The sequence below is a fragment of the bacterium genome (assembly GCA_030018315.1).
Taxonomy (GTDB): domain Bacteria; phylum Hydrothermota; class UBA3073; order JACQXS01; family JAGMCI01; genus JASEGA01.
Map to the genome: position 1 here is coordinate 1 of JASEGA010000014.1, position 21696 is coordinate 21696.

16 protein-coding genes are annotated in these 21696 nt (G+C 35.9%); 12 read left to right on the plus strand and 4 right to left on the minus strand.

Annotation, left to right across the window (positions count from 1 at the left end; all coding sequences use genetic code 11):
* The first annotated feature begins 282 nt into the window (after positions 1-282).
* From QMD71_05705 to QMD71_05720, 4 genes are all read left to right on the plus strand, one after another.
* Positions 283-1713: a TldD/PmbA family protein gene (locus tag QMD71_05705; protein ID MDI6840323.1), complete on the plus strand. Its 1431-nt coding sequence runs from the start codon at positions 283-285 to the stop codon at positions 1711-1713.
* 3 nt (positions 1714-1716) lie between these two features.
* Positions 1717-3060 carry a tRNA uridine-5-carboxymethylaminomethyl(34) synthesis GTPase MnmE gene (gene mnmE / locus QMD71_05710; GenBank protein MDI6840324.1) on the plus strand — a complete coding sequence of 448 codons (1344 nt, stop codon included), beginning with the start codon at positions 1717-1719 and terminating at the stop codon, positions 3058-3060.
* A gap of 62 nt (positions 3061-3122) precedes the next feature.
* On the plus strand, positions 3123-4214 hold the full coding sequence (locus QMD71_05715; protein ID MDI6840325.1) for a glycosyltransferase: 1092 nt from the start codon (positions 3123-3125) through the stop codon (positions 4212-4214).
* 2 nt (positions 4215-4216) lie between these two features.
* Positions 4217-6625 carry a DNA internalization-related competence protein ComEC/Rec2 gene (locus QMD71_05720; GenBank protein ID MDI6840326.1) on the plus strand — a complete coding sequence of 803 codons (2409 nt, stop codon included), beginning with the start codon at positions 4217-4219 and terminating at the stop codon, positions 6623-6625.
* Here QMD71_05720 and QMD71_05725 read toward each other — a convergent pair.
* Both QMD71_05725 and asnB read right to left on the minus strand, forming a co-directional pair.
* Positions 6617-10708, minus strand: a complete 4092-nt coding sequence (locus QMD71_05725) for a C25 family cysteine peptidase (GenBank protein MDI6840327.1) — start codon at positions 10706-10708, stop codon at positions 6617-6619. The genes QMD71_05720 and QMD71_05725 overlap by 9 nt on opposite strands.
* Before the next feature lie 46 nt (positions 10709-10754).
* On the minus strand, positions 10755-12539 hold the full coding sequence (asnB, locus tag QMD71_05730; GenBank protein ID MDI6840328.1) for an asparagine synthase (glutamine-hydrolyzing): 1785 nt from the start codon (positions 12537-12539) through the stop codon (positions 10755-10757).
* Between the two features lie 457 nt (positions 12540-12996).
* Here asnB and QMD71_05735 point away from each other — a divergent pair, with 457 nt between their 5' ends.
* The 8 genes from QMD71_05735 (at position 12997) to QMD71_05770 (ending at position 19500) form a co-directional block, all read left to right on the plus strand.
* Positions 12997-13755, plus strand: a complete 759-nt coding sequence (locus tag QMD71_05735) for a hypothetical protein (GenBank protein MDI6840329.1) — start codon at positions 12997-12999, stop codon at positions 13753-13755.
* Positions 13748-14536: a hypothetical protein gene (locus QMD71_05740; protein MDI6840330.1), complete on the plus strand. Its 789-nt coding sequence runs from the start codon at positions 13748-13750 to the stop codon at positions 14534-14536. Before QMD71_05735 ends, QMD71_05740 begins: the two co-directional genes overlap by 8 nt.
* A gap of 231 nt (positions 14537-14767) precedes the next feature.
* Positions 14768-15289, plus strand: coding sequence for a Mov34/MPN/PAD-1 family protein (locus QMD71_05745; GenBank protein MDI6840331.1), 522 nt, complete (start codon positions 14768-14770; stop codon positions 15287-15289).
* Position 15290: 1 nt separating this feature from the next.
* Complete coding sequence (gene purM, locus QMD71_05750; GenBank protein MDI6840332.1) at positions 15291-16253, plus strand: phosphoribosylformylglycinamidine cyclo-ligase; 963 nt, start codon at positions 15291-15293, stop codon at positions 16251-16253.
* Positions 16254-17396: an NAD(P)/FAD-dependent oxidoreductase gene (locus QMD71_05755; GenBank protein MDI6840333.1), complete on the plus strand. Its 1143-nt coding sequence runs from the start codon at positions 16254-16256 to the stop codon at positions 17394-17396.
* Positions 17393-18313, plus strand: coding sequence for a UbiA family prenyltransferase (locus tag QMD71_05760; GenBank protein ID MDI6840334.1), 921 nt, complete (start codon positions 17393-17395; stop codon positions 18311-18313). The genes QMD71_05755 and QMD71_05760 overlap by 4 nt, the downstream gene beginning before the upstream one ends.
* A gap of 23 nt (positions 18314-18336) precedes the next feature.
* Complete coding sequence (locus QMD71_05765) at positions 18337-19275, plus strand: hypothetical protein (protein MDI6840335.1); 939 nt, start codon at positions 18337-18339, stop codon at positions 19273-19275.
* Positions 19276-19296: 21 nt separating this feature from the next.
* Positions 19297-19500, plus strand: coding sequence for a hypothetical protein (locus QMD71_05770; protein ID MDI6840336.1), 204 nt, complete (start codon positions 19297-19299; stop codon positions 19498-19500).
* On the opposite strand, the gene QMD71_05775 is transcribed toward QMD71_05770, so the two are convergent.
* Both QMD71_05775 and QMD71_05780 read right to left on the minus strand, forming a co-directional pair.
* Positions 19480-20730 (minus strand): folylpolyglutamate synthase/dihydrofolate synthase family protein, encoded by a 1251-nt coding sequence (locus QMD71_05775; GenBank protein MDI6840337.1) that lies wholly within the window; start codon positions 20728-20730, stop codon positions 19480-19482. The genes QMD71_05770 and QMD71_05775 overlap by 21 nt on opposite strands.
* A 47-nt stretch (positions 20731-20777) precedes the next feature.
* Positions 20778-21695, minus strand: coding sequence for a radical SAM protein (locus QMD71_05780; protein ID MDI6840338.1), 918 nt, complete (start codon positions 21693-21695; stop codon positions 20778-20780).
* Position 21696: the final 1 nt, after the last annotated feature.

Here is a 21696-nt window from a genome sequence, read left to right on the forward strand (position 1 = left end):
AAGAGATGCTGCCTGATATCCTTTGAGTTCTCCTCTCAGAAGTTGTTGCAAGACTCCATACTTTATGAGGTCTCTCATTGTAATATTAAACTTCTTTTCTTTCGTGGCAACTTTCTATCATTTTAATTTTAGAAGGTTGCTTTTTAAAATCAAAAAAAACATTTCTAAAAATTTAACGTTTTCACGTAATAATTATCTTTAACATTTTAAAATAATAACTACATAATTTTTTATTTAATTGACAATTGTTTAGTTTTAGTTTAAAATTTCTAACAAGAAATTATGAAAACTTTTGCAGAGTTAGTAGTTTCTCGTATGCCCCAAGGACTTGATTATGGGAATGTAAGAGTTGTACAGAACAATGAAGAGACTCTAATTGTTAAAAATGGTAAAGTTGATAGTATTGAGATAGCCGAGTCTATAGGATTTGGAGTAATAGTTCTTTTAAATGGCGGATGGGGATTTGCTTCAAGCTCACGTCTTAAAAATGAAGAGGTGGATAAAGTAATTAAACAAGCAATTGAGATTGCGAAGTCTTCAGGTATAGCTAAGAAAAAAGGTGGGGTAAACCTTGCACCAGCATCTTATGTTGTGGGCACTTTTAAAACTCCTTATAACAAAGACCCTTTTAAAGTAAGTCTTGAATCAAAGGTTTCGCTTCTTCTTGAGTTAGATAAAATTTTAAGAGAATCTAATGATATTAAGGTAGCAGAGTCAGTTCTAATGTTCAGACGCATTCATAAAATCTTTGCTTCAATCGACCATTCTGTAGTAGAACAGGAGCTTTTAATTTCTGGTGGTGAAATAATATCTACTGCCATAAAAGAGGACGAATTACAGCGCCGTTCTTATGGCAATTTCGGAGCTGCTGGATATGAGTTCATTCATAACTTAGAACTACTCCAAAATGCTCCAAGAGTGAGAGATGAAGCCTGTGAGCTCCTCAGAGCAAAGCCCTGTCCTTCTGGAAAACAAGATATAATAATTGATGGTGACCAGCTTGCACTGCAAATCCATGAGTCTATCGGACATGCAGTTGAACTTGATAGGGTACTTGGAACTGAAGCCTCATATGCAGGCACGTCATTTGTTACACTTGATAAATTGGGCAAATTTAAATATGGCTCAGAAGTTGTAAACGTAACTGCAGATGCCACTGTCCCTCTTGGACTTGGAACATTTGGTTGGGATGATGAAGGTATTCCAGCCCAAGTTACTCCTATAATCCGGGATGGCATTTTCGTAGGCTACCTGAGTTCAAGAGAAACTGCTCCTGTAATTGAACGATTAAGCTCAGGTGCTATGAGAGCGGCTAACTGGAATCGAATTCCTCTCATCCGAATGACAAATATAAACCTTGACCAAGGAAATTGGAAATTGCCCGATCTTATTGCTGACACATCTCATGGACTTTTCCTTCAGACAAACAAATCGTGGAGTATAGATGATATGAGGGAAAACTTCCAGTTTGGTGTAGAGTTTGCTCGTGAAATAAAAGATGGAAAATTAGGCGATGTTGTTAAAGATGTAACTTATACAGGGATAACACCCGAATTCTGGAGCTCATGTGATGCTATATGCAGTAGAGATTTCTGGAAAATGTATGGCCTAATGAACTGTGGGAAGGGGGAGCCTGGTCAGACAATGATGGTAGGTCATGGCACTGCACCTGCAAGGTTTAGAAATGTAAGAATAGGAATATTCAAGAGATGAGCAATGGATACAATAGCTGCAATAGCTACCCCAATTGGAGAAGGAGGAATTGGAATTGTTAGAGCTTCAGGCCCCGATGCTATAAAGATTGCAGACCACATTTTTAAAGGTAAGATAAAACCCCTCTTAGCCAAGACACACACAATTCATTACGGTAAAATAATAGAGCCTGACACAAAAAAAGAATTAGACGAAGTATTACTTATGGTGATGAAGAAACCCCATACTTATACTCGTGAGGATATGATAGAAATAAATGCACATGGTGGGATTACTGTATTAAAAAATATACTTGACCTCCTTCTCCGAAGTGGTGCTCGGCTAGCAGAACCCGGCGAGTTCACTAAACGCGCATTCCTGAATGGAAGAATTGACCTCGTTCAAGCAGAGGCAGTTCTTGACATTGTACGCGGCCGTACAGATAAATCAATTGAAGTTGCCCTTTCACAACTTGATGGTAAACTTTCTACACAAATAAAAGAGATTAAAGATAAATTAATTGAAATAGAAACTGCTCTTGAACTCTCAATAGACTTTCCTGAAGAAAATATAGGAAAACTCAATCCTGAAAAGCTTAAAAGAATTGCTTACGAAGTGAACTATGAAATCGTCAAACTCATTGAATCTGGCAAATCTGGTAAACTTGTTAGAAACGGAGCAGTCTTTCCAATTGTTGGTAGGACAAATGTTGGTAAATCAAGCATTTTTAACGCCCTTCTATCCAAAGATAAAGCAATTGTAACCCCATACCCCGGCACTACAAGAGATACAATAGAAGACTATATTACTGTGGATGGCATTCCTATAAAGCTTGTTGATACTGCAGGGTGGAGAGATACCTCAAACCCTATAGAGCAGGAAGGTGTTCTTAGAACAAGGAAAGCAATTAACGAAGCATTTGGAATTTTATTCGTATTTGATAAAAGTGATGGAATATTAAAAGAAGATTTTGAACTTCTCACTTATATAAAAGGCAAGAAGATTATAGGACTTTTAAACAAATGCGACCTTACTCCAGCTAAATATAGCCAAAATTTTGAGTTTCCGCTTATTTCAGTTTCTGCTTTAAGAGGCGACAATATTGATTTAATTCCTACTGCTATAAGTAAACTTGTCTCACGAGCCAACGAGTCGCCCCTTATAACAAGAGAAAGACACCTTGATATTTTAAGGAGAGCAAATATCAGAGTTGAAAAAGCACAAAAAGGGATGGACGATAATTTGGCTCATGAGCTCATTTCTTACGAGATAAAAGAGGCTATCAATATCCTATCGGAGATAACAGGCGAGATTACATCTGAAGATATTTTGAACCGCATATTCTCGGAATTTTGTATAGGAAAATAAGGATTAGCAAAAAATTCAATAAGTTGGGTGTTAAAACGGTAGGTTTTGAGATTTGAGTTTTTATGAAGCTTGCTATTATCCACGATTATTTAAACCAATACGGAGGAGCAGAAAGGGTATTAGAAGCAGCGCACGAAATTTGGCCAGATGCCCCTGTTTATACTATTCTTTACGAGTTGAAAAAATTACCCCCCCATTTTAAAGAATGGAATATCACACCTACATTTATACAAAAACTACCATTCCTATCAACTCATTATGAAAAATACTTTGCACTCTTCCCGACAGCAATTGAGCAAATTGAACTAAAAGATTTTGATGTAGTCCTCTCTATCTCCTCTGCATGGGCAAAAGGAGTTATAACTACACCGGAAGTGATGCATATTTCGTACATTTTGAATCCAATGAGATTTGCATGGGAAGAATATTACTCAAGAGTTAAGAGGACAAAGAATAGAATATTTAAGTTGGGAATTAGAGTTTTGATGAATTACATAAGGCTATGGGATGAAGTCTCTACGCAAAGGGTAGACCATATTGTTACTATTTCAAACACTGTGAAAAAAAGAATTTTAAAATACTACCGCAGAGAGAGTGTAGTAATATATCCACCATGTGATACTACATTTTTTGCACCAGACCCCAGTCTTAAAATACAAGATTATTTTTTAGTAGTTGCCAGACTCAAGCATTACAAGTGTGTAGAAATAGCAGTTAAAGCATTTAATAAACTTGGACTCCCACTTCTTATAATTGGGGATGGTGAAGCACGATGGGAACTCGAAAGACTTGCAAGACCAAATGTGCAATTCCTTGGTACACTTTTTGATTCTGAAGTTAGAAGTTATTATCAAAGGGCACAAGCACTTGTATTCCCAAGTTTAGAAGATTTTGGAATTGTATCATTAGAAGCACAAGCTTGTGGCACTCCTGTCATTGCATTTAGAGCAGGGGGAGCACTTGAAACAGTAATTGAAGGGGAGACGGGGTGTTTCTTTTATCCTCAAACTCCTGAAGCATTGATTGAGGTAGTCAAAAAATTTGACCGTTCTAAATTTAATCCCAAAATTCTCCGTACTCAAGCTCTCAAGTTTGACAAAGAAATATTTAAACAAAAGCTGAAAGATTTTATTACACAAAAGTATAGAGCTTGAGTATGCGGAGACCTGCCCTAAAAACTACACTTACTTTTTGTATTGGAATTCTCATTAGCTATTTTACAAAAATTCAGCTTGTTTGGATTAGCTTCATACTACTTGGAAGTTGCATAATTTATCTCATTGTGGGATTAACAGGTGAAAGGAGTAAAATTTTAAACCCGGTTATATTCATCATTGTAGAGATTTCAGGAATGTTCTCCTATACTCTACACACTACTTTATTTCCTTCCAATCATATTATAAATTATACTAACCCTGAGAAAAAAGTTGCAGTTGTGGGCAAAATTATAGCCGAGCCTGATTTTAGAATAGAGCAGACTATAATTGAATGCGAAGCGGAAACTTTAATAACACCTGAGTACACCAAAGCGGTGACAGGGAAGTTACGAATTAATGTGAAATCACCTAATCTGAAGTTCAAATATGGTGACCAAATAGAGGCTTACGGTAGACTTTGGTATCCAGAGTTCACGAGGAACCCGGACGCTTTTGATTATCGTTCATATCTTAAGAGAAAGAATATCTATGGAACGATGAATATATGGGAATCATGCAATATCAGGGTTATTGGTAAAGATAAAGGAATGGCAATTATTTCTAATGTTGCTTTACCAATTAAAAGATTCATCCGGAATACAATTGATACTTATTTATCTGATAATCAAGCAGGCTTCCTGAAAGGAATAACAATAGGACAGAGAGGAATGCTCCCAAAGAGGGTCCAAGAATGCTTCCAAAATACGGGAGCGATACACATCCTTGCAGTATCAGGATTGCATGTGGGTATTATTGCTACCATAGTATTTTTGTTCCTTAGAGTATTTAGAATCTCATTAATTATTGCACAAATTATTACATTACTGTTTCTGATAATATATGCATTTATGTTAGATTTGAGACCACCGATTGTAAGAGCTACTATAATGACTATTATAGGAATGATAGGCTTAACTACAGAGAGAGATACTGATATGCTTAATGTAATAGCTTGCGCTGCTCTTTTTATTTTGTTTATAAATCCACAAGCCATCTTTGAAGTGAGCTTCCAACTTTCATTTATTTCTATTATATCTATTATTTATTTGATGCCTAAAATATATCCTGTGCTTTTTGGATTTATAAAGCCGGAAAACCATGTAGCAAGATACTTTGCGGGGATATTCGTGGCATCATTAGCTGCACAAATTGGGATTATGCCACTTGTAGCGTATTACTTTTATAGAGTACCTATCATCTCAATTATTGCAAATCTTATTGTTATACCACTTGCCGGAGTGTGTATTGCTTTGACTTTTATTATGAGTATTATTAATCTTTTACCATTGAAAATTCTTACTGATATATTTACTGGTGTTGCTTGGGGAGCAACTACTTTTACACTTAAGACAGTAGAATTATTTAATCAAATCCCGTACGCATATTTCTGGGTGCATAAACCATCGGTGCTTTTTATTGGGTTCTTCTATCTCATACTATTAAGTGGAATAAATTCACCGGTTTCTAAGATAGCAAGAAAAGTCTTTGTATATAGTTGCATTTTTGGACTTAACACACTTATATGGTCAAGAGTATATAAAATTAATAATCCAAAAATTGAGGTAACCTATCTTGATGTTGGACACGGTGATTGTGCATTAATTGAGCTACCCAATAACTATAATGTCTTAATTGATGGAGGGCCGCATCAAAAGGAATTTGACACAGGAGAAGGAATAGTTGCACCATTTTTAAGAGCAAAAGGAATTTCAAATTTAGATATCATTGTGGCCACAAATACGAAGATTTACAGAATTGGAGGACTTAGATATATAGTTGAAAACTTTAAGATAAAAAAGTTTATAGGACCAAACATATGCTATACATCTTGGGCATGGCTCTGCTTACTTAAGCTTGTAGATTATAAGGATATCCAGTGTAAACTTATTGCAGGAAATGTTATTGCGAACGGTAGCAAAGCAATCTCAAAGAGGGATACAATTTTAAGTCATAAGGACTATATAGTTGAAACCATTAATTCAGGGGATGAATCAAATCTCGGGTTGAGAGTTAATTACAAGGATGTATCCTTACTTTTCCCAGGAGATGTAAAAGAGGGAGAGTACCAAAAATCAACTATACTTATGATCCCAAAACATGGAAATAAGAGATATTCCTCTTCCAAATGGATATCAAGTATAGCACCTGAGATTGCAGTAATATCGTGTGGCAGAAATCCATGGGCAGAACCCGATTATGCAGTTATTCTAAGGTATAAAAATTTAGGTGCAAAGGTATTACGTACTGATGAAGAAGGAGCTATCATAATAAGAACAGATGGAAGGACAATTGAAACTGAGACAATGAAAAGCCTATCAGAAAAGGAAGGTTTGAAACATAGAGTTTTGAGATATACTGGGCTACTTTAAGAGGATTAACTTCTTAGTTAATCTGTAGTCACCTACTTCAAGCCTATAAAAGTAAACACCACTTGACACCTTTTTATTTTGATTATCACGACCATCCCAGACAACAGAGTTAATTAGTTGATTAGTTGATTGGTTAATTGAAAATGTGCGAACTAATCTACCAGATAAGTCGTAAATCGTTAATCGTAAATCGCTAATCGTATAATCGTTTCGGTTTTCGTTTAACACCGTACCTGATGGCAGGCAGGAATAACGAATAACAGTTTTCTGTCTGAATGGATTTGGTGAATTCTGGAATAGCTTAAAAGAATGGGGAACACAAACAAGCTCAGTTTCTATTCCATACACTGTATCAGGCGGAATAAATCCATATAGCCCAGTATGCCAACGGTCGTGTTCAGTACATTCCCACTCCAATCTGCTACCTAAGACTGACCAGACATGCATCTCTCCTATAGAATTACCAGTTATTAGCTCGTTTAAACCGTCAAGGTCTATATCTGCTATTGTAGGAACTGGGTATATCGTGCCCCCACAGGAAAGAGGGAAGCCAAGTGTATAAGAGCCATCAGATTCAATCGCATAAAGGTGACCTGTGAAGCCGCCAGCTATTAGTTCAACTTCATTATCGCCATCAATATCTCCAATAGTGAGTGAAGGCCCCTCCGGAGTTGTCTCATCAAGTTGTGGCTGTATAATAGGAAAGCCGGGGCAAAGTGTACCATCATGATTCCACATATAATATCTATTATTCTCTTTTATTGCTATTTCAAGTTCTATATCAGAGTCAAGATTACCTAAAGAGGGTGATGCCCTTGTGAATCCTGTAATTGGTTGAGGCCATCCTGTACCTCTACTCCCATCAGAATGAAACACATATACAGAATCATCTGATGCAGCAATTACAACCTCAAGCCCTGGATAGTTTATGTCTACATCTCCAATTGCAGGTGAAGTTGAAAATTCTGTACTCACAGATGCAGAATAAACAGGCCAGCCAGGTAATGGGTCGCCAATAGTATTCCAAGCGTAAACCTTGCCCCTGCCTCCCACTAATATCTCAAGCTCGCCATCTACGTTTATATCAGCAACTGAAGGAGATGAGAAAATATAGGGGTCAGCTTGTGCAAAGAAGCCATCAGAATTTAAAAAGCCGCCGCCATTTGAATTAAATATATAAACTTTTCCATTAAGGTCAAGGAATATAATTTCAAGCCTGTCATCTTTATCAAGGTCTTGTAAAGTTATGCTCATAATAGTTCCACTACCACCATCAATCATCACAGGAAAGCCAGTAAGAGAAGTCCCATCTGCACCAAATACATATAGACTTTCATTATCACACCAGGGAACACAAGCTATATCAAGCATACCATCCCCATCTATATCTCCCATAGCAGGAGTTGACCAGATTCCTCCAGGTAGTTCTGCAAATAGACCTGTCCCGTTCGGTAATACTGAAGTGCCATCAGCATGCCAAGCGTAAATCTTTCCATCATCAGTGGCAGCCACAATCTCTAGCCCAGGATAATCTGGAACAAAGTCACCTACCACAGGTGAAGCATAAAAGAAAGTGCTTGGTACAGTTTTTGGCCACCCAGCTTTTAACATTGGATTTGATTTGCCAAGTACAAAAGGTGAAAAGTTGCTCTCATTACAATCACTATCCACTGTAGTAACCCAATAGGAACGAAGTTCATAAGCGCCAAGCGCTTTATCTTCATATACAGGGTTATCTGTTATTAGGTAAGAATTCAAAAGTAGAGAATCTGGTGCCCGATACACATTATAGCCTCGGACATTGGAGAGAGCACGCCACCCTACGGTTATTCCATGCGGATGAGGAAATGTAAAAAGGCTATCAGGGGGAGGTGGAAATCTTAGTGAGAATGTATCTACCCATTCCCTTCGTAGTGTATCATTGAGTTCCAGCACAAATTGTGGGTTTTCTATAGGATTATTTACAAGGACTTTAAAACAATTAGGACAAAATACACTCGCAGCCGCTTCTATGACATTTATTCGTTCTATGCTATCAATTACAGTAAGCTCCGTATTTAGTGACCGCAGTTTAGCGTATACACATTTAGCAGCTCCATTACCAAAATTATTTAGCCTGAAACTTAAATTCAATGAGTCGCCGGGATATAGTCCATCCTTGTCCGTAGAATGACTATAATGAAGTAATTTTGGACTCCGAATCTCTAAGTTAAAAGTATCTATGGAAGAATCTGAAGAATAATATGAAAATATAGAAAAATCAACCGCATTTGATAGAAACATTGTATCTATCTGAATCCTATAGTCTTTTGTCTTACTCTCACCAGAAGGTATATTCCCATACCACACTAAAGTATCAAGTAATGAGAGCCCTAATGATGAAGGGACAAGATTAGCACAAACAGATTTGGCTTCACCAGACCCGGTGTTCTCAAGAGTGAGTGAGAGGGTGATTAGCTCACCGGCATCAGCTACACCATCACCAGCAATTGACTTAGACTTGTACCTTACGAATGGTTTACTCGGATTCACAACTATATATCCCTTATAGGGTAGAAAATTGGACTTAGTTACCACTACACTTAATGAGCCTGCAGACTCAGGTATCAAGCCAAATACTATTTCACCAGCTGCATTGGAAAAACCTCTCGCATAGACTTCACTTTTCTTTGAGACACATACCAATGCTCTATCAACAGGATTATTAAATGAATCTTTAATATTTATCTCAATCTCTCCTTCTCCCACATTCACAACTGGTGGAAAACTTACAATTAAAGAGGCAGGATTATTGGTACAAAATTTAAGTTCAGGGTCACCAAAAAGGAGATAATCAAAAAGGATGTCGCGATAATTATTATCACTATTATTCACCCCCTGATAATGAGCCTCATAGAACTTAGATTTTGCATCCGCTAACAACTCACCAAATGAAAAAATGCTATCAGTAAAAAGTGACTGATAGAAATATCTATTAAATTCTAATTCTTGATAGTCCCAACCTACTCTTGTAGCTCCAAGGTAGCCAATAGCACCACCACAAGGATTTAACATAAAATGACGAGATAAACAATTCCAGTCAATCCAATGAACATAACAGCTGACAACTGTTATAAAGAAAAATGGACTGCTTAAATTATCTATATCAGACATTGTCAGCTTGGTACCGGCTAACTGTATCGATTGCCATACAATACCATGCGCCGCAATATACACAAAGCCATAGCCTTTTTCTAATGAGTCTAACAGTGCTTTGCTAGATAGAGTGCCATAAAGTTGGTATAACGAATCTTTCTTAAAATAATCCGGAAAACTACTTGCAATTTCACGACAGTGCTGAGCACCATCATCACCAGGAGGCTGAGAGTTATGTAAATCAGCACCCGCTAAAAGAAGCTTATTAAGATAGCCAGTATCAGGCTCTATCTCATACTTGAGTGTCTTGTTTACTACTATCTCTATATCTAAAGGAGTGTACCCAGGAAACCTGCCAATACATAAATTACTTGTTAAATCTACACCGTCACTAACCTCACCCCAAACTCCATCCATATCAGCATTCCAATTCCCATTTAAACAGGAATAATACATATCAGTTGGAATATCATACCAACCCTCATAATAATTTCTACTACGTACATACCTTATTGGGACTTCAGTTACATCGCCACCAAGTAACACCCATTTAGTACCCCATTCAGAGTATGCATCTTTTAGAAAGTTACGAATCTTATCAGGGATATCACAACCAGAATAATTTGCGGATATCCATTCAACAGTACGGATAACACAGTTTACACCTTTTTCTGTCTTCCAAGCACAAAGAGGCTCAAATGATTCTATTAGGCCATCAGTTGTTATAATAATATAATCTACTCTCTCACCATACTTAGATGGAAACTCAGTCACAAAATAAGGATGTATTTTAACAATGGATTTCTGGAGGGGCAACCATTGTGGTTGCCCAATGGCATTCTGAACCATTTCGGAGTGATACTTTAAACTATCATGATGAACAGAGTAAAGCAGTTCAGTGGGTTTCTGAGGGATATAGCTCAGGAAGATAAGAAAAAATGAAAGCATTTTAAGATTTTATTATATTGTAATTTAACAAATTGTCCAACATTATTTAGGAGAAAAATACTCTAAGCCATATTTCTAAGCTTAGCACTCGCCAAAAGAAATCGGGTTGCATTCTTTTACCTTTACAAAACCTTTTGAAATTTAGTAATACTCTTTCTGCATCCCAATACGGACGAGACTTGAATTTAGTGGAACTAAAAAGTGACTCTATTTCATTACTCAATTCTCTTGTCCACCGTGCTTCAGGAGTACCAAAACCTACTTTACGACGCCTATTTAGCACAGATTCTGGAAGAATATCACGCATAGATTTGCGAAGGAGCCACTTTGACCAGCCATCTCTCATCTTGTAACTTATGGGGAGCGAGAAAACATATTCTACTAACCTGTGGTCTAAAAAGGGGAGTCTCGCTTCTATACCAAATGCAGATGAGTTCCTGCCAGTCTCTTTAAGGAGAAATACTAAACTGTACTTTGTAACTGCATAATAGGATTTAGCCTGTAAACTTGCAGGGAAAAGGTCAAGTAAAATTTGACCCTCTCTACCATCAAATTTGGAGATGAAATCTTTTGATAGAAATTCTTTTGGATTTTGTTTTCCAAAGAGTCTTTCTTTTATAGCTAAACTTACAAGGTCAAAGCCAAAAATAAACTCTTTAATAAATTTGACCATATTAAATCCCTTAATAAGCTCAAACAAGAATTGTGGAAAATACGACGTGTAGCCACATAGAAGCTCGTCACCACCAGTGCCGTCAAAAAGTACGTTTATACCGTTCTTATGTGCTAACTTCATTACTGAAAAATGGTCCCAAGTACTCGCCCCTCTTATAGGCTCATCTTGGTGCCAGATGAGAGACTCAAGCTCACCCCATAATTCGCTACTTTTAGGGAAGACATAATTGCTTTTAAGACATAATTTCTTGGTCACCGCCTCAATATATTTACGCTCATCAAGATACGGGTCAGAACGACAAGAAGAAAATGTTATAGGAGACATAAATTTATTAAGCATACCTACTACAGAAGAGGAATCTAAACCACCACTTAATAAAGCACCCGGTTTTACTTCACCAGTTACTCTTAGACGCACAGAATCTTCAAAAAGATCAAAGAACCTATGAATCGTAGATTTAGCATTTTTAAGCTCACTATCTACTGCCTCTAACTTCCAGTATTTATTCTTTTTTAATTCACCACGCTCAATTACCACATACTCACCAGGCATAAGTTTATTTATGCCAGCAAAGAAAGTCTCATCTGTATGGTCATGTACACCGGTGACTAAAAAATCGTAAATGAGAGCATCATTCGGACTATTTGACAAAGACTCATCCTCAAGTAATGCCTTTATCTCAGATGCAAATAAAAGTTTATCCGGACCAACACAGTAATATAATGGCTTTATACCAAACCTATCTATTGCAAGTAATAGTCTATTGTTATTGCTATCCCACAAAGCAAATGAAAAATTGCCATTGAGCTCTTTTAGCAATGAAGCTCCCCTTTCTTCATAAAGATGCAAAATTACTTCACCATCAGTTGAAGTGTAAAAATTATGACCCAATTTTACAAGACTTTCCTTAAGTTCATTAAAGTTATATATTTCACCATCAAGGATAAGATGAATAGATTTAGTCTCATTATGCAAAGGATACAAATTTTTTCGAAGGTCTATAATAGCAAGCCTGGCAATACCAAGCACTACTCGGTCATCAAAATAAAAGCCGGTATCATCAGGACCCCTATAGCTTATCAATTTAGTCATATCCTTTACAAGACCAGTTTTGGGCTTACCAGTCAACCAATAGCCACCACAAATGCCACTCATTGCTTTAGTTTATTATCAGCATCAGGAAATGTCAAATCAAATCTGTAATCTGTAATTTGTAATCTGTAATCTGTAATTTACAAATGGGGACAACACCAGTCATTCTGTAGGAGCAACCTTTGAGGTTGCCCAATGTCATCATGACTCCACTCCCTGTCATTGTGAGCACGAGCGAAGTGTGGTGGGAAGCAATCTCATAAACAGGCTCAGGGTAAACTATGCGAAGAATCTAATTAATCAAAGATATTCGCATTATTCGCTACTATTTGATACACTCGATTTAATTGTTACTATTGGGTTTTGAACAATGGAAAAAAATTTCATTTTTTGGGATAACGTTAACCCAATAAGGACTTGAAGTAAAAAATTTAGAAAAATTTAGAATGAAAAAGAAAAATGTAGAAAATATATTATAATATGGATTTAACTTTTAGACTTTTAGACTTTTAGACTCTTTATGATTCTTATTAAACCTACGCCTTGGGGTGAGATTACAGGTAAATTATCACTCACACCAGAACAAGCTAAACGAATGTTTAACTTCAATATGAGACCTGATGCAAGAGGAGTAGTATTATTCAAAATGGGAGGAAAACAAATAATTAGAAATCTTGTCAGATGTACAACAAAAACGAATAAAAAAATAAAAAGGATACAAAGAATATTTAGAATATTAGCTAAAATAGCAAATGCACATTTAGACGACCTTATATACCCGGTATGGATGAAAAGTGCAAAGAATAGAAACTGTTTACCAAGTAATATATTTATTGGTATGAACATAAAGAAGATATGTAGAATTAAAAGAAGAGGTAGAAGGAAGTGGAAGCACCTTATTATTACTCAAGGAGAAATACCAGCACCTAAAATATATACGAGATTCTATCACAGAAATAAAAAATTGAGTGTATACTTACAAAAAGTAGAACAATGCAAAATTGGAATAGCAGTGCTCGATACTTACAACTTCAAACTATACCATTTTAAAGATTGTGACAACCAAACAAATGAAGACAAAAATTGGGTAAGAATACAGATTGAGGTGCCAGAAATAGTGTCGCCAATCGTGTTTGCATATTTTAGGAAAGAAGACAGGTTCTCTAATTCAACCTCAATAATACCACCATACGCAGAAAAAGCAGAAGAAGAGATAGCACAATTTACACCTTATAAGAAAGGGAAAAAGTGGTTGCCAGAAGCTAAATATCATGGCTAAATATATAGGCTCAGTTGTTATGAATAGAATCAAAATCATCAAAGCATATACTAAACCTAAGTCAAGGGGAACAAACGAAGCTGTATTAAAAGTTATCAATGGAGAAATGGAAAAAGAAGAAATATTTGTGCCTCAATTTAATTTGACACACGCTGTATTCAGTACACTCGTATACATCACTAAAATAGCAAAAGAGCTACTTATCATCCCGGTATGGAACCCATTAGCTAATAAATTAAGATACTACTCAGGATACCACTTATTTATGAAGACTAATGCAGCACGACTGTATCACTCTATACCAGAACCAACCAAACTTTACAGCCACACAAATATGCCTAAACTTGAGTCCATATATGTTTCAGACGGAGTACTTGAACCTGCACAAATTATAGAAGCCAGTTATTCACAGAAGATGAAACAAATAAATGTTAAATGGAATCCAACAACCTACAGAAATGGAACACCGGAAGACAATACATTCATTATAGTAATACACTGGAAAATACCAGAATCAAATGAATGGTATCCAGACCTTAAACCATACCTAACAATTAAATTTTGGGGTGATGCAATTACACCAGTTGCTAAAAGGGAAGACAGCCAAGCTACAGTTTACATCAATGACCCACCACCATCAGTTTACATCAATGATTCAACAAACTTTACTATATATTTATTCTTCCATAACAAAAAATACAGCTTCTCAAAATCTTCTGCAACCAAACCGCACAATGTAATTTGCAATCTGGAATCTAAAGTTTTGATGTTTAATTTTTGATTTCTCTACTTTGGACAAGCTACTATCAAACTTAATAACTCAATAAACTCTATGAACTCAATAAATCTAACGAACTCAACGAAATTAACGAACCCAACAATATTTAACGAACCTTTAATCTGAAATCTGTAATTTGAAATTTGATTTTTGATGGTGGTTACTATGTGGGGTCATTAGACGAAATATTTTGTTTTGCTTGACACAAGTTTTAGAATAGTTTATATTTAATTAATGTCAAAAATAGAAGAAGTCCATGTAAAGGAACGAGCATTTTTGGCTATGCTTCTATCCTGCATTGAAGTCTATAGACACGAGACCATCGGTCTTTTACTTGGCTATGAAGGTAAAAATGCATTTATAGTTGAATATGCTATCCCTTATCAGACTGCAGTAAAAGGCTACTCTTGGGTTGCACCCAAGTCGCAAGCCTCTGAGCGGATGGTAAAAATACTTGAACATATGCCAATAAATGTAATAGGTGACTTTCACTCCCATACTCAATGGGGTGACTTCAAAGGTAAGCCTATCCCATCAGGTGAAGATATTGCAGATATGGAGTTTAATAAAGTGCATATCATTGTGGCTGTCAACGATAAAGAAAAAGAAGAATGCTGGCACCATAGGGAAGATGGTGTTATTGTAGGCAGTATAAGTGACTATGCAGTGGAGCTTGGTGCTCATATTCTTGTGGATAATTATAAATCAAAACCTGTGCGTTTAATATGCCCGAGTGCAACAGGGTTATCGTATTAAAATGAAATATAAAGAGGCTGGCGTAGATATTGAATTAGCAGATACTTTCAAGCATTACATTAAAAAATTAAGTAGTAAAATAGGTGGATTTGGTAGCACTTTTGATATTCCAAAAGGATATAAACATCCAGTCCTTGTTTCCTCAGTAGATAGTGTAGGTACAAAATTAAAAATTGCAATAGAACTTGGGATTCATGATACAGTAGGTGAAGATATTGTAAACCACTGTGTAAACGATATATTGACACTCGGCGCTACTCCATTGTATTTCATGGATTATATAGGAACAAGCAAGTTAAATATAGAGCAACAAAAACAAGTAATTAATGGAGTGGTAAGTGGGTGTAAAAAAAACAATACTTTGCTCGTTGGGGGAGAGACAGCTGAATTACCAGGTTTTTATAATCCTAATGAATACGACCTTGTTGGATTTATCACAGGAATAGTAGAAAAAGAGAATCTGATAAATGGTAAAAAGATAGTTCCTGGTGATAAGCTTATAGGATTAGAGTCAAATGGGCTTCATACAAATGGCTATTCTTTAGTACGTAAGATTATTAATGATAGGAAACTTCCACTTAGCCTTAAAATTAATGAATTAGGATGCACAATAGGAGTTGAACTCTTAAAAATTCATCGTTCTTACAAAGATATACTTACCCCTTTCCTTTTGAAGGTGAAAGGTCTCATCCATATAACAGGCGGTGGTTTTTATGGAAATATACCAAGAGTTCTTCCCCAGGGAGTTGGAGTTAGGATTTATAAAGGCAGTTGGCCCGTGCCTCCTATATTTAAGTTTATTCAAAAGGAAGGAAAAGTTGATGAGAAAGAAATGTTTCATGTTTTTAATATGGGGATAGGAATGATAGTAGTTATAAAAGATCCTAATGAGCTCTCTGGAATTAAAGAAAAGACATGGATTATAGGTGAAATTAAAAAAGGGGGTGGAGTAGAAATCAGCTAAATGCTAAATGGTTATGATATAGCAGTTATTGGAGCAGGACCAGCTGGGTCGATGGCTGCTATTACTGCAGCTAAGGAAGGATGTAAAGTTGTCTTAATTGAGGAACATCCAGATATTGGAATCCCATTTGCTTGTGGTGAGGCAATTTCAAAAGATTGGTTATTAAAATTTGTTACTCCTAAATCGTCGTGGCTCGCATCTGAGATCAACGGAGTCGTTTTCTATTCACCAAGCTACAGAAGCTTCAGGGTTACTTATCCAGATGTAGGATATATACTTGAACGCAAGCTGTTCGACCGTGACCTTACTGCTATTGCTGCGGATGCAGGATGTGACGTAAAAGTTAATACAAAAGCGATTAGTTTAATAAGTAACGGGATAAAAACTTCTAAAGGTGATATTTTAACAAAAATAATTGTGGGTGCTGATGGTAAAAGGTCAATGATAGCAAGGTGGGCAGGAATAAATTCAAGATTAGAGCTAAAAGATTTTTGGATAGCTCATGAATACCTGTTAGGTGGTATCAATGTAGACCAAGAATTAGTTGAAATTATAGTAGGTAAAGAAATAGCTCCCGGAGGCTATGGCTGGGTTTTCCCAAAAGGTAAAGGATTAGCCAATGTAGGATTAGAAGTTGCTCCTATACTCACAAAGAAGTCGCCCAAACTTTTCCTTAATAAATTTATAGAATGGAGATTCAAAAAATATAGTATTTTAGGAGAATATAGAAGTATAATCCCGTGTAAATATTTGAGTAAGCTCGTTAAAGGTAGAGTTTGTATAGTTGGAGATGCAGCCAGATTCGTTGACCCTATTTCTGGTGGAGGAATTGGAAACGCCCTACTCTCTGGAAAACTTGCAGGTAAAAATTGTGCTATTGCAATTAAAAATGACGACATCACAAAACTCAAGCAATATGAAAGAGAATGGGAAACTGTTGAGGGCAGTAATTTTAAATTCAAGCTCCGCGTGCGAAATATACTCATGAAACTTAATGACTCAGACCTTGAACTAATTTTTGACTTTGGAGCCAAAAATTTTGGCGGAAAGACTATAAACAAGATAAATGATCGAGAAATAATTAGAAATATTGTTACATCCAGTCCAGGGCTATTAAAGTTAGGGCTACATTTACTTAAATGATGCATTTTTTTGACTACGTATTCCTACTCAGACCAGCACTTTTTGTCCCTGTATGGACTTTTTTTCTTCTTGGATTTTATAGAGGAACTTCATTTTTTGACGGCCCAGAGATTCATCAAATTCTAAAGCCATTTACACTTGCTTTTGTTTTATACACTCTTCTAATGGGTGGGGTTTATATCTTAAATCAAATTATAGATATTGAATCAGATAGAATAAACAAGAAACTTTATCTATTATCAGAAGGGTACATACCAGTTAAACAAGCATGGATATGGATGATGTCGCTTTTTGCAGCTGCTCTTACTCTTTCAATTCCATTCACTACCCAGTTTAAAATTATTCTACTTTTATCACTGTTAATTGGTATTTTATATTCTGTCCCACCTTTTAAATTCAAAGGCAGGCCAATACTTGACCTATTATCAAATTCTTTTGGCTACGGAACGCTTGCTTTCTCACTTGGCTGGCTGGTAGGGAATCCATTTTCTAAGGAAACGCTTATATTTTCTTTACCCTACTTTTTTGCTGTTGGTGCTGTCTTTCTAAATACTACAATCCCTGATATTGAAGGAGACAGGAAGACAAACGAACTAACTACTGGAGTATTGTTAGGAGAGAGAAGAATATATTGGCTAAGTACAGTGTTTCTTTTTATATCGCTCGGATTCGCAATTTGTCTGAAAGACTGGCTATGTGTAATTGCATGCTGCTGCTCAATTCCACTCTTTATATTAGCACTTATAAAACATAATTTAAAAACTTGTTTTATCTCAATAAGGATTGGAGCACCAATTCTTGTAATACTTATAGGTATTAAATTCATATGGTTTATACCACTTCTTATAATACTCTTCTTAGCTATAAGAATTTATTATAAATACCGGTTTAATATAATATATCCTAAAATTGTGTGATAATCTTAACGCTTTTTATTAATTTGCAGCAAGTTGATTCTCTTCTCTTACGTGGAATACAATACTCTTATGAAGAAAATTATGCAAAAGCAGAGGAGGAGTTTTTTAAAGTAATAAAACTTAACTCAAAAAATCCGGCTCCTTATTTCTTGCTTTCTTCACTATACGGCTTATATATGGTTGATTTCTCCACTGATATCCTGGAACAAAAATTTTATGCCTATACCGATACAGCAATCTCATTAGCAGATTATCAAATAAAATCAAATAATTATCCAAGTCTATCTTGGCTATGGTTAGGTGGTAGCTATGGGATTCGTGGAGTTTACGAGTTTATGAACGGAAATAAAATTTCAGGGATTAGAAATGGTCTAAAAAGCATTAATGGATTTTCAAAAGCCATTGAGATTGATTCCTCTCTCTTTGATGCATATATTGGAGTGAGTGGATATAATTATTTCAAGTATCGTCTACTTTCATTTGTCCCTTGGGTAAAAGATTCTCGTTGGGAGCATGAAATTAAAATGGCTTGTGATAAAGGTAAGTATTTTAGGATTGCTGCACTTGCATGTTACTCTTCGCTTCTTATTGAAGAGAAAAAGTATAATGAAGCATGTAGAATTGCAGACAGCCTTATATATAAATTCCCTAACTCAAGAACATTTAGGTGGCTAAGAGTAAAGAGTTATTGTGGATTGAAGGATTGGGCTAAAGCAAGGGATGAATATGAAAAATTGCTTGAACTAACTGTAAGAATGCAGCCTGAAAATTTTTATAATATTGGATGCTGTCGAATTGGACTTGCTCACACATACCTTATGCTTGGGGATAATAAAGGATGTCAAACTCAATGTGATGAAATTTTTAAATTACCTGATACCCCAAGAATCAAAAAGCTCAAAATAGAAGCACGAAAGATTGTAAAAAACTTGACAAATTTAAATCGTTATAGTATTAAATGAAAGTTAAAAAAGGAGGTACCGATGCGGTGGTCTATAGTGATTACTTGCGTAGCAGCATTGTCTCTTTTATTGGGGATAATAGTAAAAGTAGTCAATCTCTTTGCCACTCCTCATCCAACTAATTTACTCTTTTACTTTCATCCTGATGCATATTTAAGATTTGCAAGTCTATTGCTATTATTTGCTATTTCAATAGCCTGCATTTCAAAATTTAGTAAGGGATAATAGCTCACCTACAAGATACATAGAACCTGAGACTAAGATTAAATCGGTAGGGGATGCCTTTTCTTTTGCTAATTTAAGGGCAGTTATTGGATTTTTTGTAATGTGAGCTTTAACACCTTCTTTCCTAAAAATTTCGAGAAGTTCATAAGGATCTGATGAGCGTGGCGAATGTATAGGAGTTACAAGTGCATGGTCAACGATTGGAGCAAGCACATGGATTATCCCTTCTTTATCCTTATCTTTTAATACACCAAATACAAGAATTAATCGCCTAAAATTAAATAACTCGGTAATAGACCTTCGTAATACCCATGCTGATGCTACATTATGGGCTCCATCAAATACAACCCATGGATTCTTATCTACAATCTCTAATCTACCAGGAGATTTGACTTCTGATAATCCTTCTTTTATAATAGAATTAGAAACATTGCAAACTTGAGCTACACAGATTGCAGTGAGTGCGTTTACTACTTGATGCCTGCCTAAAAGGGGAATGAAATACTCATCATCTTTTATTCTAAATCTTGAGCCATTCACACTACATTCTATATCCTCACAAAATATGTCTTCACCAACTACCCATAGTTTTATCCCCATAGATTTACACATTTCCTTGATTAGTCCCAAAATCTCGGGGTCCTGTGGACTTGACACAACCTTACCGTTTTTTCTCATTATTCCACATTTTTCATTAGCTATTGCTCTTAATGTATCACCAAGAATGTCTGTATGGTCAAAACTTATCGGTGTCAAAACTGAGACTTCAGGTTCTAAAACATTTGTAGCATCAAGCCTGCCACCAAGGCCAACTTCAAAAATTGAGAACTCCGTTTTCTCTCTTACAAAATAGAGAAATGCAAGTGATGTTAGAATTTCAAATGTGGAGCGCTCATCGGTTATCCAAGGTTTTATTTCTTGGATTAGTTTAACAAAATCGTGCTCAGGAATAGGGTTATCATTTACTTTTATTCTTTCACAGATGTTTACAAGATGCGGAGAAGTGAAAGCCCCTGTTTTACCAAGTTTTCTAAATATTGAAGATAGAATTTGAACTGTAGATCCTTTGCCTTTAGTGCCTGCTATTAGAAACGGCTTCTTAATTTGGGAATGCGGTGCTTTAATTTTATCAAGAAATTCTCGAAATGAAGAGAGGTCAAACTTGTAATGCTTACCACGTTCCCAATCTTTAAATTTATAAATAAATTCTAATGCATTTTTAAAATCCATATTTCAAAAAATTGTGCTAAGTATGATTTCCACTATTACTTCTGCTTCTATTTTAAGCTGTAATATTTTGTACCGGTGTAATCTTTGCATTTGATTTTTGGTCTTAAATCTATCAGATACTTTATAACCTCATTCTTATGAATTCCTAATAGGGTTGCAATATCAGTCTGGGTAACGGGTCGGCGTCTGATTAGGTCAAGTATAGCTTTTTTAGTGGCTGTTTTATGTATATTTTGTTTCTTGTACCTAAATTCAGGAATAACTTCACATCTATCACCTAAAATCTCTTTTATTTCTTGTAATTTTGAAACTTCTAAAGGCTTAGCAAAATCTTCTGAAGGTGGCCTCACTACAGTATTAAGTTGCACTTTATCAGGGTTTATACAAGCTATTTTATTTTTAAGTTTAGTTATTTCTGATATATTATCATTTAGACCACGAACAAGCATTATTTCAAGCCATATTTTGCCCTGAAACTCTTGCCTAAACTTTTCTATTCCATGTATTATTTTCTCAATCTTAAGTCCTGAACTTGGTCGATTCACAACCTCAAAGGTTTTCTGAGTGGCAGCATCAAGTGATGGTATCACAATGTCTGCAATCTTGATATCCTTACGCACTGAGCTTCTATATAGTAACGTCCCATTTGTGAGTAAGGCAACTGGAATTTTGGTCATAGACTTAATTTCACTTATGAGGCTGCCAATCGTTAAATTCAACGTAGGTTCACCAGATCCTGAGATGGTTATATAATCAACTTTTTCAGTAAGGATGCAAAGCTTATTTTTAAGCTCCCTAACAACTTTAGCCCTTTTTATCCATTCATGCCGTTGTGTAGTGAGACAAGTTGTACGCCCAAGTTGGCAGTATACGCAATCAAGTGTACATGTTTTGTATGGAACTATGTCTATCCCTAGCGATAATCCGAGTCTCCTTGAACAGACTGGCCCGTAAATCTGACTCATT